Here is a 25,530-nt window from a genome sequence, read left to right as displayed (position 1 = left end):
CACATTACGTGTGCGGGAGGACACCGTCGGACAGCGTGGTCGGGTTGCCGAACCGGTGGTTGGTGATCGAGATCGCCTGCTCGTGGAGGAACGTCAGCACCTCGATCCGGCCGGACGGGGTGACCGGGCCGTTGTAGACGGCGACGTCCGGACTGCCGCCGAGGGCCGCGGCGAGCCCCGCCGGGTCTCCCCCGATCAGCCGGATCCGGTGCGCGGCGATCCTCCGGCCGCGCACGCGCGACAGCCAGTGCGCGTCGGACTCGACGACCACCTCGACCTCGCGTTCGCGCAGCAGAGCGAGCATCCGCTTCGGCAGTGCTGCGGGTGTGCTGACCGTGAACTCCGAGCGTGCGACCGTGCCGGCCGCCAGGACGCGCAGCAGCTCGGGGAGCGAGCTTCCCTCGGACAGCCGGATGGCGACGGGAACGGGCCGGTAGCGGAACAGATTGCGCTCGACGCCCAGTCCGGACACGTCCTTCACGCGGTGGTACTCGGTCGCCACGGCGATCGCGTCGCTCAGAGCGGAGCGGCGGACCAGGTCGAACGACGGATAGTCCATCGACGCCTGCCCGGACTCGATCAGGTCGGACACGCGCGGCTCGAGGCCGCGGAGGTGGAGGCTCGAACTCGAATGCCCCGCTTCTGGGACCCAGGTCCCGAGCCCCAGAAGGTAGTTCGGACCTCCCGCCTTGGCACCGGCGCCGACCGAGGACCGCTTCCAGCCGCCGAACGGCTGCCGCCGGACGATCGCTCCGGTGATGCCCCGGTTGACGTACAGGTTGCCGGCCTCCACGTCGTCGAGCCAGTGGGCGAGCTCGTCCGCGTCGAGGGAGTGGAGCCCGGCCGTCAGTCCGTACTCCACCGCGTTCTGGTACAGGATCGCCTCGTCGAGGTTGCGTGCCGTCATCACCCCGAGCACCGGTCCGAAGAACTCGGTGAGGTGGAAGTAGGAGCCGGGCTGCACGCCCGTCCGGATTCCGGGCGACCAGAGCCGCCCCGTCCCATCGAGCGGTCGGGGCTCGACGAGCCACTCCTCCCCAGCGCCCAGAGTCGTCAGCGCGTGGAGCAGCTTGCCCGAGGCCGGCTCGATGAGCGGACCCATCTGGCTGACCGGATCCTGCGGATAGCCGACGCGCATGCTGGTGGTCGCATCGACCAGCTGACTGCGGAACCTCTCGGACGTCGCCACCGACCCGACCAGGATCACGAGACTGGCCGCCGAGCACTTCTGTCCGGCGTGGCCGAACGCGCTCTTGACGATGTCGGCGACGGCGAGGTCGTAGTCGGCACTCGGCGTGACGATGATGGCGTTCTTTCCACTGGTCTCTGCCAGCATCGGGAGGTCGGGACGCCACGAGCGGAACAGCCGCGCTGTCTCGTAGGCCCCGGTGAGGATGACACGGTCCACGCGCGGATCCGAGATCAGCTGCCGCCCCAGGTCGTTCTCAGCGACGTCGACCAGTGCCAGCAGCTCCCGTGGGACCCCGGCCTCCCAGAGCGCCTCCACCATGACGGCTGCAGCCCGGCGGGCCTGGGGTGCCGGCTTGATGATGACCCCGCTTCCCGCGGCGAGCGCCGCGAGGACCGACCCGGCCGGAATGGCGACCGGGAAGTTCCAGGGCGGCGCCACCACGGTGAGCCGGGAAGGGATGAAGCGAGCGCCTTGCACCCGGTCCAGTTCGCGCGCCTGCGTGGCGTAGTAGTGCGCGAAGTCGACGGCCTCGCTCACTTCCGGGTCGGCCTCCGCGATCGTCTTGCCGGTCTCGGACGCCATCACCTCGATGAGCCGGTCGCGGTTGGCTTCCAGGGCGTGTCCGGCCCGGTCGAGCAGCGCCGCCCGCTCCTGCCCGGTCCGCCGACCCCAGCCGGCGCCGGCGTCGGCGACCATCGCCATGATGCGGTCCAGGCGCTCCGGTTCGGTGACGACCGCTGCCGCGATGGTGTCGGCGCCCGTGTCGGTCGATGTTGCCCGGGCCAGGATCCGGCTCCCCCACGCCCTGTTCGCCGCCAGCGACGGGTCGGTGTCCGGCGCGTTGTGGAAACCCTCGGGAGAAGGGGCCGCCGGAGAAGGTGGCGGCGGCTGGAGCTCCATCCCGCCCGATCCTCGCGTCAGCCCGAGCACCACGCTGGTCAGACCTTGGTCGTCGGGGGCGGCGGTCTCGGTCACCGGCGGCCTGGTGAACGAGGGGACCGTCGCCTCCTCCCATTCGCGGGTGCGGTCCTGCACGCGGTTCGGCAGCGGAGCCGCGCCGCGCGGACCGGAGTCGCCCTCGAGCTCGGCCACGGAGGAGAGGAACCGCTGCTTCTCCCGCTCGAAGAGGGCGGAGTCGGTACCGAGCCGGAAGACCGCCGACATGAAGTTCTCCTGGCTCGCGTTCTCCTCCAGCCGACGGATCAGGTACGAGATCGCGACGTCGAACTCGCGCGGATCGACGACGGGTGTGTACAGGACGAGCCGGCCGACCGTCCGGGTCACGGCCTCCGCCTGGGCGGTCGCCATCCCGAGCAGCATCTCGAAGTCGATGCGGTCGGTGACGCCTCGGCGCGACGCGAGCAGCCAGGCGTAGGCGATGTCGAAGAGGTTGTGACCGGCGACACCGATCTTGACCGCGTCGGCGTGCTCGGGCGTCAGCGCCCAGTCGAGCACCCGCTTGTAGTTGGCGTCGGTCGACTGCTTGCTGCCGTAGGTGGCGAGCGGCCAGTCGTGGATCTCGGCGTCCACCCGCTCCATCGCCAGGTTGGCGCCCTTCACGACGCGTACCTTGATCGGCGCTCCGCCCTGGATGCGTCGCTGCGTCGCCCACTCCGTCAGCGTCTGCAGAGCGTCGAGTGCGTCCGGGAGGTACGCCTGCAGCACGATCCCGGCCTCGAGCCCGAGGAACTCGTCGCGGCTCAGGATGCGCATGAAGACGGCCATCGTCAGGTCGAGGTCGCGGTACTCCTCCATGTCGAGGTTGATGAACTTGGGCGTCGGGGAGGCCGTCGCCAGCTCGTACAACGGGGTCAGCCGCTCGACGACACGATCGACCGTCTCGTCGAAGGCCCACATCGACAGCTGAGACGCGATCGACGACACCTTGATCGACACGTAGTCGACGTCGTCTCGGGCCAGCAGTGTCCGCGTGCCCTCGAACCGGCGGAGGGCCTCCTTCTCGCCCAGAACCGCCTCCCCCAGCAGATTGAGGTTGAGGCGCGCACCATGGCCCCACGAGTCGCCCGGCTCGCGCAGCTTCGCGATCGCCGGTCCGAGCTTCTCGGGCGTCGCATCGACCACCAGGTGGCCGACCATGCGGCGCAGCACCCGGCGCGCGAGCGGGATGACGACCCACGGCAGCACCGGACCGAAGACGCCGCCGAGCCGGATCGCGAGCCGCTGGTACCACGGCAGGAATCCGGGGATGCGCTTGGCGACTCGCTGGAGGTTGTACCCGGCTACGAAGAGGTCCTGCGGGCGCGCAACACCGTCGACGAACCCGACCGCGAACTCCAGCCCGTCGGCGTCGGTGAGCACGCCCGCCAGGCGCTCAGCGGCGGGATCCCGCCGTTCCGGGGAGCCGTCGGCTCTCTCTGCGCTCTCGGCGAGCCAACGCTGCGCCAGCTGGACCGCCTCGTGAGCGATCGCCGCCGGGCGCGTCTCGGCGCCATCCGTTGCATCGACCATGCTGACGACACTATTACCCGTTGCCGAGCGGCCCCGGAAGCGAGCGGAAGATGTGGATAACTCGCCGCTAGAGTCGATCCATGAACGACCGCTCCACCACCTCCCCAGGCGCGACCCACGACATCGTCATCGTCGGCGGAGGCCACAACGGCCTCACGGCGGCGGCCTACCTCGCTCGCGCGGGCAAGTCCGTCATCCTGCTGGAGCGGCTGGAGGACGTGGGCGGCGCTGCCGTCAGCGCTCAGGCGTTCCCGGGTGTGGAGGCGCGGCTCTCCCGCTACTCGTACCTCGTCAGCCTGCTCCCCCACCGCATCATCGACGAACTCGGTCTCGACATCCGGCTGGTCCGCCGTCGCTACTCCTCCTACACGCCCGTGCCCGGCGATCCGGCCGGCGCCGGCCTCCTGATCGACAACACCGACGCGGCGGCGACCGCTGCCTCCTTCTCCCGGATCGGCGCGGCCGACGACGCCGCAGGCTTCGACTCGGTGTACCGCAGCACGGGAGAGCTGGCGCGAGCGCTCTGGCCGACGGTGACCGAGCCGCTGCTCACCCGCTCCGAGGCGAAGGCGCTGGTCGGCGACGACGACCTGTGGGAGTCGCTGATCGAACGGCCCATCGGCGAGTTCATCGAGTCCCGCCTGCAGAGCGACCTCGTGCGTGGTGTCGTCGCCACCGACGCCCTCATCGGGACCTTCGCCGGCCTCTCCGACCCCGGGCTGGCCCAGAACCGCTGCTTCCTCTATCACGTGATCGGCCAGGGCACGGGCGAATGGGACGTCCCGGTCGGCGGCATGGGCGCGGTCACCGGCGAGCTTGCCCGCGTCGCCCGCGAGGCCGGTGCGCGCATTGTGACCGGCGCCGAGGTCACGCGCATCGACCAGGACGGGACGGTGGAGTACGTCCGCAACGGCCATGAGCGGCGGGTGGAGGGCGCGACCGTGCTCGCGAACGTCGCGCCCGACGTGCTCGACCGCCTGCTGGGCGAGGACCCCGAGCCGCAGCGCGAGCGGGCCGAGGGCGCGCAGGTGAAGGTCAACCTGCTCCTCGAACGCCTCCCGCGCCTCCGCGACGAGGCCATCGATCCCGCGGCCGCCTTCGGCGGGACGTTCCACATCAACGAGACCTACACGCAGCTGGAGGAAGCGTACGCGGGCATGACGCGCGGCGTGATGCCGGAACTCCTCCCCTGCGAGATCTACTGCCACACCCTCGCCGACCCGAGCATCCTCGACCCGGACCTCGCCGCGACCGGAGCCCAGACCATCACCGTCTTCGGCCTCCACACTCCGGACCGCTGGCTCACCGACGAGAACAACGACGCGACCCGCCAGCGATTGCAGGATGCGGTCCTCGCCTCCCTGAACTCGGTGCTCGCCGAGCCTGTGGAGGACCTGCTGCTGAAGGATGCCGACGGCCGGCCGTGCATCGAGACCAAGACGACGCGCGACCTGGAGCGGGCCCTCAACATGCCGGGCGGCAACATCTTCCACGGTCCGCTGTCGTGGCCGTTCGCCGAAGACGACGATGCGCTCGCCACTCCCGCGGAGCGCTGGGGCGTGGCCACCCGGCACCCGCGGATCCTGCTGTGCGGTTCGGGGGCCCGCCGAGGAGGAGCTGTCAGCGGCCTGGGCGGGCACAACGCTGCGATGGCCGTCCTCGAAGGCTGAGAGCACTCGAACGCACCCCTCTGCCGATTCGGGGACGGCGTGACTAAGGTGAGGATCACCAGAGGCTGAGCCGACGGAGGTCACTATGATGCCGCAGCCGACAGGACGATTGGTCCGCAAGGACGACGGGGTCTACCTCGTTCTCGACCGGATGTTCCGCGCCCCCATAGAGGAGGTGTGGACCTACTTCAGCCGATCGCCGCGACTCGCGTCCTGGCTCGGCGAGTACTCCGGTTCCGGCGCCACCGGCGCGGTCAAACTGCGGATGACCGCGGACGGCGACGGCAGCGACTGGCAGGACGTCGCGGTGCTGGAGTGCACCGCGCCGCGCCGCCTCCACGCCGACATCGGAGCGGCCGGAGACTCCCACCGGATGTTCGTCCACCTCACCGAAGCGAGCGGACGCACGGCCGTGACCGTCGGGCGGAGGCTGCGGTCCGTGGTCGACGAGGCCGACGCCGGACCGCGCTGGGACTACTACCTGGACCGTCTCGTCGCCGCGCACGACCACAAGCCCGAGCCGGAGTGGAGCAGCTACGGTCCCGTGATGACGGAGCACTACCGGACCCTGTGCCGCGAGCTCGACCGGGATTTGCGCTCGGACGCCGCCGCCGCCCGGCTGGGAACGCGCGGCTAGTGCCAGCGATGGTCCTGCAGTGACATGCGGGGCCCGCGGCGCTGGAAGCGGAAGCCGCTCGCGAAGATCAGCCGCACCACCCGCTGACGGTGGCCTCTCCACGGTTCGAGCAGTTCGAGCATGCCGTCGTCGTCGACGCGGCGGCCGATCAGCGCCTCGCCCACCTGGTGCGCCAGATGGTAGTCGCCGACGCTGACCAGATCCGGATGGCCGTGCGATCGCTGGAGCGTCTCGGCCGCGGTCCACGCCCCGACCCCGGAGATGGTCTGGAGCGCGGTCTCGGCCGCTGCCGGGGTCTCGGCACCCTCCACCGCTCGTTCGAGCGACGTCGCCACCGCGAGGACGGACTGGACCGCTCGCGCGCGTCGTGGGTCGACTCCCGCTCGGTGCCATTCCCACGAGGGGATGCCGCGCCACTGCTCCAGGGTCGGCACCACCCGCATCCCCTCGGGGGCGGGCCCGGGGGCGGGTTCGCCATACCAGCGGAGCAGCCGCGCCCAGGAGCGGTACGCCTCGAGACTCGTCACCCGCTGCTCGATGATCGCGGGCAGCAGCGCCTCCAGCATCCGCCCGGTACGCGCAAGTCGGAGCCCGGGGTTGCGGCGCAGACTGTCGCGCAGCAGGGCATGGCCGCTGACGTCGAGCCCCGACCAGTCGTCGTCCCGGCCGAGCAGACCGGGGACGGCGGCGATCGCCCACTCGGCGCCGGGTCCCCACGCGGCGGCGGCCACCGCGCCGTCCGGCTCCGGGCGATGGATGCGCAGAGTCGCCACTCCTGCGGGCGTGCGCCACGTGCGCCACAGCCCGCGCAGATCCCACGCGGTCGTCGGATCGTACGGTCCGCGGCCGAGCATCGCGAGCGTCCCGGCCAGATCCAGCGGCCCGCTCGGCCGGTACACCGTCTCGGCGTCCGGAGCGCTCGACGACCCCGAGTCGGGCAGCGCGGGCAGGACGACGGACATGCAGGAATGGTACGTCACGCCCCTGACTGCCGCGGCGGCGGAACCGCCGGGGGCTACCCGCATGTCGGTGGTCTCCCCTAGATTCTGGCCCATGGGAATCGAACTCGACACGTCCGCTGTCGCGCGCTTGCGCGCCGCCGTGACCGGTACCGTCTACGTCCGCGGCGAGGAGGGGCTCGCCGCGGAGATCAGCTGCTTCAACCCCGCCATCCGTCACGACCCGGACATCGTGGTCGCCGTCGCCTCAGAAGAAGATGTGGTGGAGGCGGTGGGTTTCGCCCGCGAGGCCGGCCTCCCCGTCCGCGTCCAGGCGACGGGTCATGGGGCCGAGGCTCCGATCGTCGGGGGCATGATCGTGTCTACGCGGGGGCTGGACCGCCTCTCCATCGACGCGGAAGCCCGCCGCGCGCACATCGGCGCCGGCCTCCGATGGGCTCCGGTGATCGTGGCGGCGGCCGAGCACGGGCTCGCCCCCGTCACAGGGTCCTCCACGAGCGTCGGCGCCGTCGGCTACAGCCTCGGGGGCGGGATCGGCCCGCTCGCCCGCCACTACGGGTTCACCTCCGACTGGGTCCGCGGCTTCCGGGTCGTCACCGCCGACGGCCGCATCGTCACGGCCGACCGCCAGACCAATTCCGACCTCTTCTGGGCCCTGCGCGGCGGAAAGGGCGGGCTGGCGATCGTCACCGAGATGACGCTCGAGCTCGTCGCTCTCCGCTCGCTCTACGGCGGCAGCGTCTTCTTCGAGGGAGGGGCGATCGAGCCGGCTCTGCGGGCCTGGATCGACTGGTCGGCCGACCTGCCCGACGAAGCGACGACCTCCATCGCACTTCTCAGCGTGCCGGACCTCGACGGTCCGCCGCCGCCCCTCCGCGGCCGGACGGTCCTCAGCGTGCGCTTCGCCTTCCCGGGCGAGACGGCCGAGGGCGAGAAGCTGTTCGCGCCGATCCGCGATGCGGCGCCCGTCTACCTCGACTTCGTGGCCGAGATGCCCGCGACCGCGGTCGCCAGCATCCATAACGACCCAGAAGAGGGCGGGCCGACATGGATTCGCGGATTCATGCTCGACACGTTCGATCAGGACGCGGGAGACGTCCTCCTCGAGCTCGCCGGCCCCGGCTCGGGGGCGCCGTTCCTGGCGGTCGAAGTGCGCCAGATCGGCGGAGCAACCGCGCGCGACACCGACGACGGCTCGGCGGTCGGCGGTCGCGACAGCGGGTACACGCTGTCGCTGCTCGCCGCAGATCCGTCGACCTTCGCCGAGGCGGCGCCGGCGCGGGCGCAGGCGATCGCCGACGCGCTGCGGGACCGCATCTCGGCGATCACGAACGTCAACTTCGCCGGAGACCTGGCCGACAGAGCGGCGTTCGAGAAGGTGTGGCCGTCCGCGGTGCAGGAACGCCTGACGGCCACCCGCACGCAGTGGGACCCGGACCGGATGTTCGCCTTCGGCCCCGCCTGAGCGGTAGCAGGAGCGGCTTCACTCGTTCCAGACGCTGGGTGCCTCCACGCGAGTGGAGGGGAGAGCGGCGTCGCCGCCCCACTCGAGGAGCCATTCGGGGACGGCGGCATCGCTCGGTGACGGTCCGACGGCCTCCAGCAGTTCGGCGATCGACACGACGCCGCCCGACCGCTTGAGGAACCGCCCGCGGATGAACGCCTGCGTGTAGATCTCTCCGTCAACCGTGAACCGCTGTTCGACGTACACGGCCTTCTCGTCGAAACCGAGGATGCGCGACTCCACCACGAACGGCTGCCAGAGCTCCAGCGACTTGCGGAAGGAGATCGTCTCGGACGCGACCACCGGGTACCAGCCGCGGCTCGTGAACACCGCCCAGACCCCGTTGCGCTTCAGCAGGTCGAACCGCCCGATGTCGGCGATGGACAGATAGACGCCGTTGTTCATGTGCTTGAGGATGTCGAGGTCGGTCGGCAGGACGCGGAAACGCGTCCGCGCCACATCCCAGTGGCCGAGCCGTGACCCGAAGCGCGAGATGATCGCGTGAAGCATCGTCCGGAAGATCATGTGCACGCGGGCAATGGTAGTGATCCGCTGGCCAAAGCGCTGGTTCGTTGTGCCGTCCCGCCAAAAGGTCGGCCGTGTGGCGGACGAGCCGTTGTGTGGTGGGTAGCAGCGGCCCACTCAGCGGACGAGCGGAACCTCGACGATGCTCACGCCGGCGGGGGGCGCGGACAGGGCCTGATCGAGCTCGCCTTTCGTCCGGACCACTGCATGGCTCCAGCCGTACGCCGTCGCCAGTGACGACAGATCGACCGTCTGCGGTGTGTAGAGCACCCGGTCGAAAGCCTCTGTGGGAGCTGTCCCGGCCACCTCCAGTCCGTCGAAGATCGTGCCGCCTCCGTCGTTCCCCACGATGACCTGGAGGTGCGGGCGGGTCTCCCCTGTGCCGAACAGCAGCGATCCGACGTCGTGCAGCAGGGCCAGGTCGCCGAGGAGCACCCGGGTGACTCCGCTCGGCGTCCCTTCGTTCCGCGCAGCTGCCTGGCTGGCCAGGGCGATGCCGGTTGCAGTGGCGATGGTGCCGTCGATGCCCGCGAGTCCCCGGTTGGCGTGGACGGCGATCTTCTTGCCCGGGACGATGCGGTCCACATCCCTGATGAGGCGGGAGGCGCCGAGCACCAGCCGGTCGTGGGGCCAGGTGTAGCGCCACACTGCCTCGGCGAGAAGCGCGCGGGTGATCGGCGCGCGGACCGCGGCGAGCTCGGCCTGGGCGAAGGCGAGCGCATCCGACGGCTGGAACGACCGGGCCAGCTCCACGTCCGGTGCGGCCGCAGCGGGGTCGGCCTCCCGTTCCGCCTGCTCGGCGATCCGTCGGCTCGCGAACACCCACCGGCCGACCCAGGCGCGGACCTCCGGCGAGCGCAGGTCGACATCCGGACCCGGCTGCACGCCGCCGACGATGCGGGCCCGGTGGGCGGGATTGTAGGCCTGCGCGCCGGTCGGTGCGACGACGAGGACCTCGACGTCCTCCCGCGCGAGCAAGACCGGAACCTCTCTGCTGAGGGTCGGATGGCCGAACACGATCGCCCGCTCGACGGCGCCGCCGAAGTCGTCGTCGCGCAGTAGCTCACGGTAGGAGACCACGAGGTTCGGTCCGAAGTGGGCGCCGCTGGAGACCTCCGCGAGCAGCGGGAAGCCACCCGCGCGGGCGAACTCCTCGGAGCGCGGCCCTGCGTCGGCTCCGGCGACCACGACGGTGCGCGGGCCGGCCTCCACTCTGACCGTCGAGCGGCCCAGCGCCTCGGGACCCGCGGTCGACGGCAACTCCCCGGTGAGCGGTTCGGCGAGGGCGGGAACCGCGACCGAGAGCGGCTCCCGGAACGCCACGTTCAGATGCACAGGGCCGGGGTCGGCTGTGTCCGCACCGACTGCGGCGCGCACGGCGGCCGCCGCCAGGGCCTCGGCACGGTCGGCCTCCTCCGGCTCGCCCGTCGGCGCTTCGACGTCCTCGGACCACCGGACGGCGGCGGCGTAGAGGCCGTCCTGCTGCGTCGTCTGGTTGGAGCGGATGCCGCGCAGTTCCTCCGGTCGATCGGCGGTGAGCACGATGAGCGGGATCCCCGCTTCGTGCGCTTCGAGCACCGCCGGGTGGAGGTTGGCGGTCGCGGTGCCGCTCGTGGTGATGACGGCGGCGGGTGCGCCGGTCTCGCGGGCGAGGCCCAGGGCGAGGAAGCCGCCGGACCGTTCGTCGATCCGGACGTGCAGGCGTGCCGAGCCGGAGCGGTCGAGCTCCGCCGCGACGAGGGAGAGGGCCTGCGAGCGCGATCCCGGGCTGACGACGATGTCCCGAATGCCGTTACGCACGAGTCCCGTCAGCAGCGCCAGGGAGAAGTCGGTCGCCGGGTTGCCGGTGGGCGCGCCGGCCGGCGCGGTGGTGCTGGTGCCTGTGCCGCTCCCGGCGGCGTCGCCCGCGTGCGGGCGGTCACCCATCCCGGCGGCCGGTCTGGTCGTTGTCCGGAGGGTTGTCATCCAGGTCGGCCAGCTCCTTCTCGAGCTGACGGATGCGTTCCTCCTGGTCGTGGTCCATGCGGAGCTTGCCGAGGAATTCGGGGTCGTCATCCGGCGCGGTGATCCGTCGTCCGACGTCGGATCTCCGGCGTCCCCGACCGATCAGGAACCAGAGGATCCCACCGATGACAGGGAACAGGATGATGATGAGCAGCCACACGGGCTTGGGAAGGCCGCGCACTCGAGAACGGTCAAACAGGGCGCAGTCTGCCACCGAATAGATGTAGAACACCACGGCTGCGACGCCGAGGGCTATCCAGAGGCGAACCATGGGTCAATCGTAACTCTCAGAGACGGTCTCTAAGCTGGGAGGGTGAAGCGGATTCCCTCTTGGATCACCTACTCCGTGCTGCGCCTTCTGGTGTTCGCGGTGCCGCTCGCGATCCTGCTCGTCCTGGGCGTCGTCTGGTGGCTGTCGGTCATCGCCGCCGCCCTCATCGGGCTGTGCCTCTCGTATATCTTCTTGAGCCGTCCGCGGAATGCGGTGTCGTCGGATCTGTACGCGGTCCGGCACCGCGACACCCCGGCGCGGTCAGAGGATGACGACGTGGAGGACGGTGCAGTCGACAGCGCTGCGGCGAAGGATGCCGAGAGCCGTAAGGGCGGCGGTCAGAACGCGTAGGCGACACCCAGGGCTATCCCGACGAGCAGGCCGGTGATGCTGGTCAGCTGCAGCGCTGTGATGAGTTCCCGCGGCGTGCGTCCGAACAGCGTGATCACGCAGGCCGGGACAGCCGCCAGCAGCGCGAACATCCCGAACCACGCGAACGGATAGAACACCGCCAGCACGGCGAGGATCGCGAACGGCACGAGCAGCAGCACGCAGAACACGATCCGTGATGCGATGCGGCCGAGGAGGACGGCGAGGGTCCGCTTCCGCGCCTGCCGGTCGGGCTCGATGTCGCGGATGTTGTTCACCATGAGGACCGCGCAGGCGATGAGGCCGGCGATGACCCCGCCGTACCAGGCCTCCTGGTTGGCGATCCCGGCGAGCATGAAGGTCGTGCCGACCGTCGCAACGAGCCCGAAGAAGACGAAGACGAAGACCTCGCCGAGGCCGTAGTACCCGTACGGACGCTTGCCGCCGGTGTAGAACCACGCGGCCGCGATGGCGGCGGCGCCGATGAGCAGAACCCACCAGTGCTGGGTGAGGATGACGAGGATCAGGCCCGCAACCGCCGCCAGCCCGAAGAACACGAGGGCCACCGTCAGCACCCGCCGCGGTGCGGCCTTGCCCGAACCGGTGAGCCGCCCCGGACCCACGCGGAACTCGTCCGTGCCGCGCACCCCGTCGGAGTAGTCGTTGGCGTAGTTGACGCCGATCTGCAGCAGCACCGCGACGGCGAGGCACAGCAGCGACCGTACCGGATGCCAGACCCCGGGGCCCTCCGCCACCTTCGCGGCACCCACACCGATGAGCACAGGCGCGATCGCGAGCGGGAGGGTGCGAAGACGCGCTCCCGCGATCCAGTCGGCGGTGGTGGCGGGCTTCGCCGCTGCGGTGGCTGCGCCTGGTCGTCCGCTGCGGCCGCCGCGCGGCCCGCGGGCGGTCGGCGGGACCATGCGCTGCATGCGTGGCTTGTTCTGACTCATCACAGAGCGAATCGTAACAACAACGGCTATGCCGGTCGGTCGTTCGCGACAGCGGCGAGCGCGACACGGTCCGGTTTGCCGCTCGCCAGGCGCGGCAGCCGATCCACCACGAGGATGCGCGCCGGTGCGGCGGCCCTCCCCAGCCGCTCCGCGACGACCGCTCGAAGTTCTGGCAACGTCACGGGAGGTGCACCTTCCGTGACGACGACCGGAACCTGTCCCCATTCGGGATGCTGCGCGGCGACGACCACCGCATGGCCGAGGCCAGGCGCCTCCTGCACCACGCGTTCGACCGCGTCGAGGAGCACTTTCTCGCCGCCCGAGATGATCACGTTGTCCGACCGGCCGAACACCGTGACGCGGCCATCGGCCGCTACCTCGCCCAGGTCGCCCGTGCGATACCAGCGCGCCCCGTCCGCCTCGTGGAAGGCAGCGGACGTGCGATCCGGATCACCCAGGTAGCCCTCCGCAAGTGTGGGCCCGGACACCTCCAGCAGTCCGGCGCTCTCGCGCACGACCGTCGTTCCGATCGGCATGCCGTCGTAGACGCAACCGCCTGCGGTCTCACTCGATCCGTACGTCGCCATGATCCGGGCGCCGAGCCGATCGGCCCGCTCGCGCAGCGACGGCGCCACCGCCTGACCTCCCAGAAGGATGGCATCGAAGCGCCGCAGCGCGGAGGCGACGTCCCGTGATCCTGCCTCAGCACTGTCGAGCAGTCGTGCCAGCTGCACCGGGACCAGCGACGTGTAGCGGAGATCGTGGTCGAGCTCGCGCGCCAGTTCCGCGAAACGCTCTGGGTCGAAATGTCCCTCGCCATAGAACACGGGGTCTGTCCCGGCGGCGATCGACCGCACGAGCACCTGGGCGCCGGCGACATAGTGCGCCGGAAGCGCCAACAGCCACTGCCCCTGACCACCGACGACACCTGCGGATGCCGCCGCACTGGCGAGCAACGCGTCGGCTGACAGCGCCACGCGCTTCGGAGACCCCGTCGATCCCGACGTCTCGATGACGACTGCCACATTCTGAGCGACGCGCTCCGGGCCGACCGACCTTACGGCCGGCAGTGCCATCGACGGTGCCCGCGGGACGACCGCCTCCCGCGTCCCGGTCAGTGCTTCGCGCAGTGCGACGAGGACCTCGCCCGGCCGCGACGCATCCACCACCCGCAACGCGCGTGTCATCGTCTCGGCCCCTCAGTACTGCCAGGGGAACGGGGACCAGTCCGGTTCCCGCTTCTGCAGGAAGGCGTCCCGGCCCTCTACCGCCTCGTCCGTCCCGTAGGCGAGTCTGGTCGCCTCACCGGCGAACACCTGCTGCCCCACCATGCCGTCGTCGACAGCGTTGAACGCGAACTTCAGCATGCGGATCGCCGTCGGCGACTTGGTGAGGATCTCGTTCGCCCACTCCAAGGCCACCGTCTCCAGCTCTGCATGCGGCACGACCGCATTGACGGCACCCATCTCGTAGGCGCGCTGCGCCGAGTACTCGCGTGCGAGGAAGAACACCTCGCGGCTGAACTTCTGCCCGATCTGGCGTGCGAAGTACGCGGAGCCGTAGCCGGCGTCGAACGACCCGACGTCCGCGTCCGTCTGCTTGAACCGCCCATGCTCCGCACTGGCGATGGTGAGATCGCAGACGACGTGCAGCGAATGCCCGCCTCCGGCCGCCCATCCCGGAACCACCGCGATCACCACCTTCGGCATGAACCGGATGAGGCGCTGAACTTCGAGGATGTGCAGGCGGCCACCCCGGGCGGCGTCGATTGTCGACGCCGTCTCTCCCTCTGCGTACTTGTAGCCGTCTCTGCCCCGGATGCGCTGATCCCCACCGGAGCAGAACGCCCAGCCGCCGTCCTTCGGGCTCGGCCCGTTGCCGGTCAGCAGCACCACGCCGATCCGAGGATTCGTCCGCGCGTCCTCCAGTGCGGAGTACAACTCGTCGACGGTGTGCGGGCGGAAGGCGTTGCGTACCTCCGGCCGATGGAAGGCCACCCGCGCGATACGCCCAGTGACGTCGTGATGGTAGGTGATATCGGTGAGCCGGCTGAAACCGTCGACCTCACGCCACACCTCCGGATCGAAGAGCTCTGACACGTCCGCTTGCATGGGTCCAGCCTACGGTTCGCCGTTCCCCGGCGGTCGGGACGTGCAACACTTGGTGGATGCTTCCGGAGCTCGCCGACCTGTTAGCAACTGCACGCGTCGTGACGCTTCCGATGACGTCCAGGTTCCGCGGAATCAGTACGCGCGAGGCAGTGCTCTTCGAAGGCCCGGAGGGGTGGACGGAGTTCTCCCCGTTCGTCGAGTACGACGACGCAGAGGCGTCAGCGTGGCTCCACGCGGCCATCGACTTCGGCTGGCGCGCCGCTCCCGCTGGGCTGAGAGACCGCATCCCCGTCAATGCGACCATCCCGGCTCTCGACGCGGCGGAGGTGCCCGCGGTGCTGGCACGCTACCCCGGCGCCCGGACGGCGAAGGTCAAGGTGGCCGAGCCCGGCCAGACGCTGAGCGATGACATCGCGCGGGTCCGCGCGGTCCGCGAGGCTCTCGGTCCGGAGGGGCGAATCCGCATCGACGCGAACACCCTGTGGAATCTCGACGAGGCCGAGCACGCGATCCACGCCCTGGCGCCGTTCGACCTCGAGTACGTCGAGCAACCCTGCGCGACGGTGGACGAGCTCGCCGAGCTGCGCCGCCGCATCGGGTACATGGGCATCCCCGTCGCGGCGGACGAGAGCGTTCGGAAGGCCGCCGATCCGCTTGCCGTGGCCCGGGCCGGCGCGGCCGACCTGCTCGTCGTCAAGGCGCAGCCCCTCGGCGGTTTGCACTCCGCCCTCCGGATCGTCGCGGAGGCCGGGCTTCCTGCCGTCGTCTCGAGCGCCATCGACACCTCGGTCGGCATCGCCATGGGCGCTCATCTGGCCGCGGCACTCCCTGAACTGGAGTTCGATTGCGGCCTCGGCACAGCGGCCATGTTCGTGAACGACGTCACCGAAGAACCGCTGCTCCCGCGCGACGGCAGCATCCCGGTCATCCGTCCCGCTGTGTCGCCACGGCGCCTGGATGCGCTCGGTGCCGACGACGAGCGCACGGCGTGGTGGCTGGACCGTGTCCGGCGCTGTCACCGGATCGTCGAGCGGAACATCTCCCTCTAGGGTTCAGCCGTAGAGCGGTTGGGCCTCAGACGAGTTCAGCCGTAGAGGCGCTCTGGGACATCGAGCCCGTAGATGGCGCGGCCGGAGTTCCAGATCGCTGCGCACGCTGCGCGCAGCAGGTCGACCGGGTCCGTGCCCTCAGAGACGATCCGTACCTCGTTCCCTTCGATCGTCACCGTGGCGTCGCGGACGGTGACCGCACCGTTCCTCGCCGTTCGGGCCTCCGGGTACGGCTCGCTGAGTCCGCGCAGGTCGCTCAGGATGTACGTGGGGCGGGAATCCGCGTCCGCCGAGAGCAGCTGCTTGCCGCCGTCGATACCGGTGAGCACGAGGACGGAAGCGATGCCCGCCCGGTTCGCGCCGAGGATGTCCGTGTCCAGTCTGTCGCCGATGAAGAGCGGCTTCTGCGCGCCGAAGCGTGCGACCGCCTCATCGAAGATGGCCCGCTCCGGCTTCCCGGCCACCAGCGGCAGGCGGCCGACCGCGGTGTGCACAGCGGACACGAGAGTGCCGTTCCCCGGCGCGATCCCCCGGGCGACCGGGATGGTCCAATCCGTGTTGGTGGCGATCCAGGGGCGCTCGACGTCCGTTCGTCCTTGAAGGGCGAAGGATGCTTCGGCGAGCTGTGCCCAGCCCACCTCCGGCGAGAAGCCCTGCACGACCGCAGCGGGATCGTCTTCGGCGGATCGCGTGACGGAGAAGCCGGCCTTCTGCACCTCGTCGACCAGCCCGTCACCGCCGACGACCAGGATGTTCGCCCCTGCCACAACGTGGTCCGCGAGCAGGCGGACGGCGGCCTGCGGGGAGGTGACCACGTCAGACGGTTTCACCTGCAGGCCGAGATCGCTGAGGTGCTCGGCGACGGCGGCGTCGGTTCGCGACGCGTTGTTTGTGATGTAACCGACCCGGATGTCTTCAGCCGTCGCGTTGAGGCTCTCGACGGCATGCGGGATGGCGTCCGGCCCTTTGTAGACGACGCCGTCGAGGTCGGCGAGCACCAGACCGACACCGTCGAGCGGTGTCGATTCGTCACTGCTCCGTCGAAACAGCGCCATTGCCGGTCTGGCCCTTCTCGTCGTCGGGCGTCTCGTCGCCTTCGGAGGTCTCGTCGCCTTCGGGCGCACGCTGCTCGTCGTCCTGATCCTCCAGGACGAGCTCCTCCTCGATGATGTCGATCGTTTCGTGTTCGTCGAGCGATTCCGCCTGCTCGAAGGCCGCCTCGGCGCGGGCGGCTCGTTCGCGCCACCGGGCACTCTCGTCGTCTCGCCCCAGGTCCTCGAGCACCTCGGCGTACGCGTGGAACAGGTCGGCGCTGTAGCTGAATGCGCGGTTGGGGTCGAGCTGCGGAATCTCCAGCTCGGCGAGGGCCGCCTCCGGCTGACCGAGGTCGAGCCGGGCGCCCGACATGGCGATGGCGAGGGACACTTGGACGTCCGCCGGCAGCGCGCTCCGCTCGACGGATCGACCGAGCTCGAGCGCGCGGTCCGGCCGCCCCACACCCCGCTCACTGTCCACCATCATCGGAAGCTGGTCGTTGGACCCGGAGATCCGCCGATACGTCCGCAGTTCCCGCAACGCGAGGGCGAAGTCGCCGGTCGCGTACGCGGTGATAGCCAGTGTCTCTCGCACGACGGCCACGCGGCCGGCGCGCCGGGACGCGGAGACCGCGTGCCGGTGAGCAGCTTCGGGATCGGACTCGATCAGACGGCCGGCCATGACGAGGTGCTTGGCGACCCAATCGGAGTTGTCCTTGATGAGGGTCTTCAGCTCCACCCGGGCCTCGTTGGGGAGGTCGCGAGCCTGGACATCGTCCGGGATCTCAGGGTCGTCGTGACGCGGGCGCACCGACTGCAGTTCGCGGGCGCGCTGCGCCTCCGCATCGAGCTCGCGGCTATCGGCGCGGGCGTCGCGGTCCCCGCGCGCAGGGCGACCGTCGCGCGTCCACAACTTCTCGTCACGTCCCGGCCTCTCGTAGCCGGAGCGCCGCCCGTCCCAGCTCTGCCCTCGTGCGCCGCCTCCACGGAAGTTGTCCCGCTCTCCGCTTCGCGGTGCTCCGGAGCGTGCACCACCCCGAGAATCGTCCCGCCCGCGATACCCACCCGTCCGCTGACCACCGTCGGCGTCGCTTCGCCCGCGGTACCCACCGGTCCGCTGACCACCGTCTGCGTCGCTCCGACCGCGGTACCCACCGGAACGCTGACCACCGCTGCTGCTGTCGCGTCCTCGGAAGCCGCCCGAGCGCTGACCGCCGGCAGCATCGTCTCGTCCGCGGTAGCCGCCGGCGCGCTGGCCGCCGTCGGAGTCGCTCCGACCTCGGTAGCCGCCCGACCGCTGACCCGCGTCTCGACCACGCTCCCCGCCGGACCGATAGCCGTCGGACCGATGACCATCGGAGGAACGTGCCGGCCGCCCGGTGTCGTCGCGGGATGCTCCCGAGCGCCCCTTCCAGGAGCTCCCGCCGCTGGACGCGGAGCGGTCACGGGATGCCCCACCGGCACGCGGGTGCCCGTGCGGGCCACCGTCTGACCGGGGTCGTCCTTCGCCGCCTGAACGTGCGGGACGACCGGGCTGCTGCCGGCGATCAGGCCGCTCGTTGCGCGCGTTGTCGTCTGCCGGTGTGTCGCTCACGGCTTCTCCTGTCGATTCGGCGGGTCGAGGCCAGCCTATGCTGCGTGCTGCAAGCGACCCCGTTAACGCGAAATGGCCACCCATCACTGGGTGGCCATCTCACAAAGAAGTCCGGCGGTGTCCTACTCTCCCACAGGGTCCCCCCTGCAGTACCATCGGCGCAGAGAGTCTTAGCTTCCGGGTTCGGAATGTAACCGGGCGTTTCCCTCTCGCTATGGCCGCCGAAACACTATTGATGTATCAAAGTGAACGTCGAGCAAAAGCTCGAATCAGTTCTCGACCGTACATCGAGAACCACATAGTGGACGCGTGCAATCTCATGCCCCTCATACCAGCCTTACAACAGTATGAGAGTGGTGATTATCAAGTTATCGGCTTATTAGTACCGGTCAGCTCCATGGGTCTTTAGTCCCCACTTCCACATCCGGCCTATCAACCCAGTAGTCTAGCTGGGAGCCTCTCGCCCGAAGGCATGGAAATCTCATCTTGAGGCCGGCTTCCCGCTTAGATGCTTTCAGCGGTTATCCATCCCGAACGTAGCTAATCAGCGGTGCTCCTGGCGGAACAACTGACACACCAGAGGTTCGTCCAACCCGGTCCTCTCGTACTAGGGTCAGATCCTCTCAAATTTCCTACGCGCGCAGCGGATAGGGACCGAACTGTCTCACGACGTTCTAAACCCAGCTCGCGTACCGCTTTAATGGGCGAACAGCCCAACCCTTGGGACCTACTCCAGCCCCAGGATGCGACGAGCCGACATCGAGGTGCCAAACCATGCCGTCGATATGGACTCTTGGGCAAGATCAGCCTGTTATCCCCGAGGTACCTTTTATCCGTTGAGCGACAGCGCTTCCACAAGCCACTGCCGGATCACTAGTCCCGACTTTCGTCCCTGCTCGACTTGTCAGTCTCACAGTCAAGCTCCCTTGTGCACTTACACTCGACACCTGATTGCCAACCAGGTTGAGGGAACCTTTGGGCGCCTCCGTTACTTTTTGGGAGGCAACCGCCCCAGTTAAACTACCCACCAGGCACTGTCCCTGAACCGGATTACGGTTCTAAGTTAGATATCCAGAGTGACCAGAGTGGTATTTCAACATTGACTCCACCGACACTGGCGTGCCGGCTTCAAAGTCTCCCACCTATCCTACACAAGCCACACCGAACACCAATACCAAGCTGTAGTAAAGGTCACGGGGTCTTTCCGTCCTGCTGCGCGTAACGAGCATCTTTACTCGTAGTGCAATTTCGCCGAGTTCGCGGTTGAGACAGCTGGGAAGTCGTTACGCCATTCGTGCAGGTCGGAACTTACCCGACAAGGAATTTCGCTACCTTAGGATGGTTATAGTTACCACCGCCGTTTACTGGGGCTTAAATTCTGAGCTTCGCCGAAGCTAACCCTTCCTCTTAACCTTCCAGCACCGGGCAGGCGTCAGTCCGTATACATCGTCTTGCGACTTGGCACGGACCTGTGTTTTTAGTAAACAGTCGCTTCCCACTGGTCTCTGCGGCCTTCAAACGCTCCCGGAGCAAGTCCGTTCACGCCTCAGGCCCCCCTTCTCCCGAAGTTACGGGGGCATTTTGCCGAGTTCCTTAACCACGATTCTCTCGATCTCCTTGGTATTCTCTACCTGACCACCTGAGTCGGTTTGGGGTACGGGCGGCTGGAACCTCGCGTCGATGCTTTTCTCGGCAGCATAGGATCACCCATTTCGTCAATGAAGACTACGCATCGTGCCTGGGCCTATGTGAGAGACGGATTTGCCTATCTCTCGGCTTACACACTTACACCGGGACTACCATCGCCCGGCTGGGCTACCTTCCTGCGTCACACCTGTTAATACGCTAGCCGCACCAGCATGGGGTCGAGCGTTAGGCCCGGACCTTCACCCCGAAGGGATCCGTGTCCAGGATTAGGACTCTTAGCACCACTGGATTAGCTTGGGCGGTTCTTCGCCGGTACGGGAATATCAACCCGTTGTCCATCGACTACGCCTGTCGGCCTCGCCTTAGGTCCCGACTTACCCAGGGCGGATTAGCCTGGCCCTGGAACCCTTGGTCTTTCGGAGGACGGGTTTCTCACCCGTCTTTCGCTACTCATGCCTGCATTCTCACTCGTGTGGCGTCCACGGCTGGTTTACACCGCCGCTTCACTCGCCACACGACGCTCTCCTACCCATCAACACGGCTGGACCACGAAGGCCTACCAATAATGTCAATGCCACAACTTCGGTGGCGTGCTTGAGCCCCGTTACATTGTCGGCGCGGAATCACTTGACCAGTGAGCTATTACGCACTCTTTCAAGGGTGGCTGCTTCTAAGCCAACCTCCTGGTTGTCTGTGCAACTCCACATCCTTTCCCACTTAGCACGCGCTTAGGGACCTTAGTTGGTGGTCTGGGTTGTTTCCCTCTCGACGATGAAGCTTATCCCCCACCGTCTCACTGCTGCGCTCTCACTTACCGGCATTCGGAGTTTGGCTGACGTCAGTAACCTTTTAGGGCCCATCGGCCATCCAGTAGCTCTACCTCCGGCAAGAAACACGCAACGCTGCACCTAAATGCATTTCGGAGAGAACCAGCTATCACGAAGTTTGATTGGCCTTTCACCCCTATCCACAGCTCATCCCCTCAGTTTTCAACCTAAGTGGGTTCGGTCCTCCACGACGTCTTACCGTCGCTTCAACCTGGCCATGGATAGATCACTTCGCTTCGGGTCTAGGACATGCGACTGAATCGCCCTATTCAGACTCGCTTTCGCTACGGCTACCCCTCACGGGTTAACCTCGCCACATATCGCTAACTCGCAGGCTCATTCTTCAAAAGGCACGCTGTCACCCCTACAAGGAGGCTCCAACGGTTTGTAAGCAAACGGTTTCAGGTACTATTTCACTCCCCTCCCGGGGTACTTTTCACCTTTCCCTCACGGTACTTGTCCGCTATCGGTCATCTGGGAGTATTTAGGCTTATCAGGTGGTCCTGACAGATTCACACGGGATTTCTCGGGCCCCGTGCTACTTGGGATACTCTTCGCGCCATTGGACCATTTCGGTTACGGGGCTGGCACCCGCTGTGGCTGGCCTTTCAATGCCATTCACCTATGATCCTTTGTAACGCTCGCTGTTCGGCAGAAGCAGCAGAAAAGTCCCGCAACCCCGACCATGCAACGCCTGCCGGCTATCACACATGATCGGTTTAGCCTCTTCCGGTTTCGCTCGCCACTACTAACGGAATCGCTTTTGCTTTCTCTTCCTGTGGGTACTGAGATGTTTCACTTCCCCACGTTCCCTCTACCCGCCCTATATATTCAGGCGGGAGTCACTGGGTCACCATAAAGGGCCCAGCGGGGTTTCCCCATTCGGAAATCCTCGGATCAAAGTTCGTTTATCAACTCCCCGAGGCTTATCGCAGATTACTACGTCCTTCTTCGGCTCCAGATGCCAAGGCATCCACCGTTTGCTCTTAGAAACTTGAAATCACATGAGTTTTAGAATCGATCGACTCATCCGAAGATGAGCAGATTGACCAATGATCTATCAGTACTCGAAAGTACTGAGATCATCTTTGTGATCCGAACCCGAAGGTTCGAATCTAAGATGCTCGCGTCCACTGTGTAGTTCTCAAAGTACGGGCGGTACCTTTCCTGCCGGCCATTGATGCCGACGAGAAAAGGTCCAGAGGATTCGGTTCTCATCCGATCGGATGAGGTCCGGTCCCTCAGGACCCAACAGCGTGCATGTGCGAGGCTTCCGAGTCCGAACCGTTCCTATCCCGAGGGATGTACTGAGTTCGAGCCGTTCGGCTCCGCACCAATGTCAATGTTCCACCCATGAGCTAACCAGCTGAGACGTTCGCTCAGATCTGGCGCCTGGACACCCGAGGGTGCCAGTTGCTCCTTAGAAAGGAGGTGATCCAGCCGCACCTTCCGGTACGGCTACCTTGTTACGACTTAGTCCTAATCACCGATCCCACCTTCGACAGCTCCCTCCACAAGGGTTGGGCCACCGGCTTCGGGTGTTACCGACTTTCATGACTTGACGGGCGGTGTGTACAAGGCCCGGGAACGTATTCACCGTGGCGTTGCTGATCCACGATTACTAGCGACTCCGACTTCATGAGGTCGAGTTGCAGACCTCAATCCGAACTGAGACCGGCTTTTTGGGATTCGCTCCACCTTACGGTATTGCAGCCCTTTGTACCGGCCATTGTAGCATGCGTGAAGCCCAAGACATAAGGGGCATGATGATTTGACGTCATCCCCACCTTCCTCCGAGTTGACCCCGGCAGTCTCCTATGAGTTCCCGCCATTACGCGCTGGCAACATAGAACGAGGGTTGCGCTCGTTGCGGGACTTAACCCAACATCTCACGACACGAGCTGACGACAACCATGCACCACCTGTTTACGAGTGTCCAAAGAGTTGACTATTTCTAGCCCGTTCTCGTATATGTCAAGCCTTGGTAAGGTTCTTCGCGTTGCATCGAATTAATCCGCATGCTCCGCCGCTTGTGCGGGCCCCCGTCAATTCCTTTGAGTTTTAGCCTTGCGGCCGTACTCCCCAGGCGGGGAACTTAATGCGTTAGCTGCGACACGGAGACCGTGGAATGGTCCCCACATCTAGTTCCCAACGTTTACGGCGTGGACTACCAGGGTATCTAATCCTGTTCGCTCCCCACGCTTTCGCTCCTCAGCGTCAGTTACGGCCCAGAGATCTGCCTTCGCCATCGGTGTTCCTCCTGATATCTGCGCATTCCACCGCTACACCAGGAATTCCAATCTCCCCTACCGCACTCTAGTCTGCCCGTACCCACTGCAGGCCCGAGGTTGAGCCTCGGGTTTTCACAGCAGACGCGACAGACCGCCTACGAGCTCTTTACGCCCAATAATTCCGGACAACGCTCGCACCCTACGTATTACCGCGGCTGCTGGCACGTAGTTAGCCGGTGCTTTTTCTGCAGGTACCGTCACTTTCGCTTCTTCCCTACTAAAAGAGGTTTACAACCCGAAGGCCGTCATCCCTCACGCGGCGTTGCTGCATCAGGCTTGCGCCCATTGTGCAATATTCCCCACTGCTGCCTCCCGTAGGAGTCTGGGCCGTGTCTCAGTCCCAGTGTGGCCGGTCACCCTCTCAGGCCGGCTACCCGTCGTAGGCTTGGTGAGCCGTTACCTCACCAACTACCTGATAGGCCGCGAGTCCATCCTTGACCGAAGTTCTTTCCACGTACAGGAGATGCCTCCGTACGTCGTATCCGGTATTAGCTTCCGTTTCCGGAGGTTATCCCAGAGTCAAGGGCAGGTTACTCACGTGTTACTCACCCGTTCGCCACTAATCCCCCGGAGCAAGCTCCAGGTTCATCGTTCGACTTGCATGTGTTAAGCACGCCGCCAGCGTTCGTCCTGAGCCAGGATCAAACTCTCCGTAAATGTTTTGCTCCACAATCGCAAGCGATCGGGAAACATTGTGCAGGCGGGGCAGGAAATGTGCCCACGCACTGCGAGTTTGTCTTGACTAGTTTCGAATATCTACTGACATTCTGTTTCTAATCCAAAGGAATCTCGCATCGACCGCTAGACTAGGTCTAGCAAGTCAATGCCGAGGTTATTTGGCATTTGACATTGTGCACGCTGTTGAGTTCTCAAGGATCGGACGCTCTCGCCTTTCAACCTTCCGGCTGTCTCTGCGAGGCAACTTCTCTACCTTACCACTCTCAGTCAGTTTGTCAAGTCGGCGTTTCGTGTTTCCCGTTGGCCCGATATGTGGTGGGCACAACCGTTTCACACGATCCGAACCGGTTAGACCTGCTCAGTGAGTGGGTGTTAATCCTAAGCGCAGCAAGCGAACTTATTCAAGTTCAGGTTTGCCGCTAGGCTTTGGATTCGGTCCCGCTTGAGGCCGGGGAGCTCTTCCGCTCTCCCGCACCTTTGGGGTGACAAGTAAGTACTTTACGCAGGCCTCCGAGTCGGTGCAAATTCGGCCCGCAGCCCGGGCGTGTCGCGCTTGACTTCCGCGGAAACACGCGGAAGTTCCCGCTCTGGGAGTCGGCCACAGCCTCCACGAACGCGAAAACCCCTCGAGAGCCTGGGGCTCCGAGGGGTTCTCTGCGACACGGGTTCGGTCACAGTCCCGAGTACGCGTGCAGTCCGTGGAAGAAGACGTTGACGATGCCGAAGTTGAACAGCACCGCGGCGAAGCCGATGATCGCCAGCCAGGCCGATCGGGATCCGCGCCAACCGCGGGTCGCGCGGGCGTGGATGTAGCCGGCGTAGATGACCCAGATGATGAAGGTCCAGACCTCCTTGGTGTCCCACCCCCAGTACCGGCCCCACGCCTTCTCGGCCCAGATGGCTCCCGCGATCAGCGTGAAGGTCCACGCGATGAAGCCGACGATGTTGATCCGGTACGCCAGGTTCTCCAGCGCGACCGAGCTCGGCAGGGTCGCCAGGAACCGGAACTGCTGGGGTCGCGACTCCGCCACCTGCCGCTCCCGCCGGTACTGCAGCAGTTGCAGCCCCGACAGTGCGAACCCGAGGGCGAAGAACGCCGTGCCTAGCACGGCCACGATGATGTGGATGACCAGCCAGTACGACTGGAGCGCCGGCTGCAACGGGACGACGGGAACGTAGTAGCGCAGCAGCGCGATGCCTTGCAGCACCAGAACCAGTCCGAGGACGAAGGTGCCAACGTAGGTGATCGGCCATTTCAGGTTGGCGATCAGGAAGACCCCGATGATGACGAGAGTCCCCGTCATCGAGAACTCCCACATGTTGGCCCACGGCACCCGGGCCGCCGCGATGCCGCGCAACACGTCGGCGACCAGGTGGAACGCGAAGCCGATGATCGTCAGAGCGAACGCCCACTTCAGGGACGCTCCGCCTCCTGCAGCGTTCATCACGTCATCTTCGACGCGCGTACTGATGCGCGAGGAGAGCCTGCCGAGCGCAGAGGAGGGCGGGGGTGGCGGCGCAGTGCTGCTGCCGCCGATCACCGTCGTCGCCGGTGCTCCCACCGGAGCGGCGACCTCCGCACGTCGTGCCACCGCACTCGGCACGACGGCAGCCTCCACCGCGGTCGCTCGAGCGCCGCGCCGGGCGAGATCGAGCGCGAAAGCGATGAACGCCGCCGCATAGAGCCCCATCGCCGCGTACAGGAACACGGTCGACAGCTGAGCCAGAGATTCGGTCACGATGCAA

General features: G+C 66.7%; 17 protein-coding genes and 3 rRNA genes. 6 read left to right on the top strand and 14 right to left on the bottom strand.

All coding sequences use genetic code 11. From position 1 onward, the window contains the following. Positions 1 to 4: 4 nt before the first annotated feature. The gene (locus SB754_RS17945; protein WP_410783763.1) at positions 5 to 3,661 is read right to left on the bottom strand and encodes a proline dehydrogenase family protein; all 3,657 of its coding nucleotides are present in this window, start codon (positions 3,659 to 3,661) and stop codon (positions 5 to 7) included. An 80-nt stretch (positions 3,662 to 3,741) separates the two neighbouring features. Between SB754_RS17945 and SB754_RS17940 the strand changes: the two genes are divergently transcribed. Both SB754_RS17940 and SB754_RS17935 read left to right on the top strand, forming a co-directional pair. Further along, positions 3,742 to 5,331, top strand: a complete 1,590-nt coding sequence (locus SB754_RS17940) for a phytoene desaturase family protein (protein ID WP_410783762.1) — start codon at positions 3,742 to 3,744, stop codon at positions 5,329 to 5,331. 85 nt (positions 5,332 to 5,416) lie between these two features. After that, entirely contained in the window at positions 5,417 to 5,968 is a 552-nt protein-coding gene (locus SB754_RS17935) for an SRPBCC domain-containing protein (RefSeq protein WP_410783761.1), read from the top strand. Here the strand turns inward: SB754_RS17935 and SB754_RS17930 are convergent. Further along, positions 5,965 to 6,930 (bottom strand): DNA-3-methyladenine glycosylase family protein, encoded by a 966-nt coding sequence (locus SB754_RS17930; protein ID WP_410783760.1) that lies wholly within the window; start codon positions 6,928 to 6,930, stop codon positions 5,965 to 5,967. The genes SB754_RS17935 and SB754_RS17930 overlap by 4 nt on opposite strands. Positions 6,931 to 7,021: 91 nt before the next feature. Between SB754_RS17930 and SB754_RS17925 the strand changes: the two genes are divergently transcribed. Further along, the gene (locus SB754_RS17925; protein WP_410783759.1) at positions 7,022 to 8,392 is read left to right on the top strand and encodes an FAD-binding oxidoreductase; all 1,371 of its coding nucleotides are present in this window, start codon (positions 7,022 to 7,024) and stop codon (positions 8,390 to 8,392) included. A gap of 18 nt (positions 8,393 to 8,410) precedes the next feature. Here the strand turns inward: SB754_RS17925 and SB754_RS17920 are convergent, their stop codons facing one another. From SB754_RS17920 to SB754_RS17910, 3 genes are all read right to left on the bottom strand, one after another. Continuing rightward, on the bottom strand, positions 8,411 to 8,971 hold the full coding sequence (locus SB754_RS17920; RefSeq protein ID WP_410783968.1) for an acyl-CoA thioesterase: 561 nt from the start codon (positions 8,969 to 8,971) through the stop codon (positions 8,411 to 8,413). Between the two features lie 102 nt (positions 8,972 to 9,073). Beyond that, complete coding sequence (menD, locus tag SB754_RS17915) at positions 9,074 to 10,882, bottom strand: 2-succinyl-5-enolpyruvyl-6-hydroxy-3-cyclohexene-1-carboxylic-acid synthase (RefSeq protein WP_410783967.1); 1,809 nt, start codon at positions 10,880 to 10,882, stop codon at positions 9,074 to 9,076. Next, entirely contained in the window at positions 10,875 to 11,231 is a 357-nt protein-coding gene (locus tag SB754_RS17910) for a PLD nuclease N-terminal domain-containing protein (RefSeq protein WP_410783758.1), read from the bottom strand. The genes menD and SB754_RS17910 overlap by 8 nt, the downstream gene beginning before the upstream one ends. Positions 11,232 to 11,273: 42 nt before the next feature. On the opposite strand from SB754_RS17910, the gene SB754_RS17905 reads away from it, so the two are divergent. Further along, positions 11,274 to 11,582 (top strand): DUF4229 domain-containing protein, encoded by a 309-nt coding sequence (locus SB754_RS17905; protein ID WP_410783757.1) that lies wholly within the window; start codon positions 11,274 to 11,276, stop codon positions 11,580 to 11,582. Here SB754_RS17905 and SB754_RS17900 read toward each other — a convergent pair. From SB754_RS17900 to SB754_RS17890, 3 genes are read right to left on the bottom strand one after another with little or no spacing between them, the layout of a single operon-like run. Beyond that, on the bottom strand, positions 11,570 to 12,553 hold the full coding sequence (locus tag SB754_RS17900) for a 1,4-dihydroxy-2-naphthoate polyprenyltransferase (RefSeq protein WP_410783756.1): 984 nt from the start codon (positions 12,551 to 12,553) through the stop codon (positions 11,570 to 11,572). The two genes, SB754_RS17905 and SB754_RS17900, sit on opposite strands and share 13 nt — an antisense overlap. 26 nt (positions 12,554 to 12,579) lie before the next feature. Further along, positions 12,580 to 13,740 (bottom strand): AMP-binding protein, encoded by a 1,161-nt coding sequence (locus SB754_RS17895; protein ID WP_410783755.1) that lies wholly within the window; start codon positions 13,738 to 13,740, stop codon positions 12,580 to 12,582. Positions 13,741 to 13,752: 12 nt separating this feature from the next. After that, on the bottom strand, positions 13,753 to 14,664 hold the full coding sequence (locus SB754_RS17890; RefSeq protein WP_410783754.1) for a 1,4-dihydroxy-2-naphthoyl-CoA synthase: 912 nt from the start codon (positions 14,662 to 14,664) through the stop codon (positions 13,753 to 13,755). Positions 14,665 to 14,720: 56 nt separating this feature from the next. Here SB754_RS17890 and SB754_RS17885 point away from each other — a divergent pair, with 56 nt between their 5' ends. Then, positions 14,721 to 15,713 (top strand): o-succinylbenzoate synthase, encoded by a 993-nt coding sequence (locus SB754_RS17885; protein ID WP_410783753.1) that lies wholly within the window; start codon positions 14,721 to 14,723, stop codon positions 15,711 to 15,713. 35 nt (positions 15,714 to 15,748) lie between these two features. On the opposite strand, the gene SB754_RS17880 is transcribed toward SB754_RS17885, so the two are convergent. Beyond that, positions 15,749 to 16,768 (bottom strand): HAD-IIA family hydrolase, encoded by a 1,020-nt coding sequence (locus tag SB754_RS17880; RefSeq protein WP_410783752.1) that lies wholly within the window; start codon positions 16,766 to 16,768, stop codon positions 15,749 to 15,751. Then, positions 16,743 to 17,558, bottom strand: coding sequence for a hypothetical protein (locus SB754_RS17875; protein WP_410783751.1), 816 nt, complete (start codon positions 17,556 to 17,558; stop codon positions 16,743 to 16,745). Before SB754_RS17875 ends, SB754_RS17880 begins: the two co-directional genes overlap by 26 nt. On the opposite strand from SB754_RS17875, the gene SB754_RS17870 reads away from it, so the two are divergent. Continuing rightward, the gene (locus SB754_RS17870; RefSeq protein ID WP_410783750.1) at positions 17,544 to 18,239 is read left to right on the top strand and encodes a hypothetical protein; all 696 of its coding nucleotides are present in this window, start codon (positions 17,544 to 17,546) and stop codon (positions 18,237 to 18,239) included. The genes SB754_RS17875 and SB754_RS17870 overlap by 15 nt on opposite strands. A 211-nt stretch (positions 18,240 to 18,450) precedes the next feature. On the opposite strand, the gene rrf is transcribed toward SB754_RS17870, so the two are convergent. From rrf to ccsB, 4 genes are all read right to left on the bottom strand, one after another. Continuing rightward, positions 18,451 to 18,567: ribosomal RNA gene (gene rrf / locus SB754_RS17865) — 5S ribosomal RNA — on the bottom strand. A gap of 133 nt (positions 18,568 to 18,700) precedes the next feature. Then, positions 18,701 to 21,815 (bottom strand): 23S ribosomal RNA (locus tag SB754_RS17860). A gap of 424 nt (positions 21,816 to 22,239) precedes the next feature. Further along, a 16S ribosomal RNA gene (locus SB754_RS17855) occupies positions 22,240 to 23,763 on the bottom strand. The 16S, 23S and 5S rRNA genes sit together here, the layout of an rRNA operon. A 692-nt stretch (positions 23,764 to 24,455) precedes the next feature. Next, positions 24,456 to 25,523: a c-type cytochrome biogenesis protein CcsB gene (ccsB, locus tag SB754_RS17850; protein ID WP_410783749.1), complete on the bottom strand. Its 1,068-nt coding sequence runs from the start codon at positions 25,521 to 25,523 to the stop codon at positions 24,456 to 24,458. Positions 25,524 to 25,530 lie beyond the last annotated feature (7 nt).

Source organism: Leifsonia sp. SIMBA_070, from assembly GCF_046534635.1.
Taxonomy (GTDB): domain Bacteria; phylum Actinomycetota; class Actinomycetes; order Actinomycetales; family Microbacteriaceae; genus Leifsonia.
This window is presented reverse-complemented; position numbering and strand designations above follow the sequence as displayed.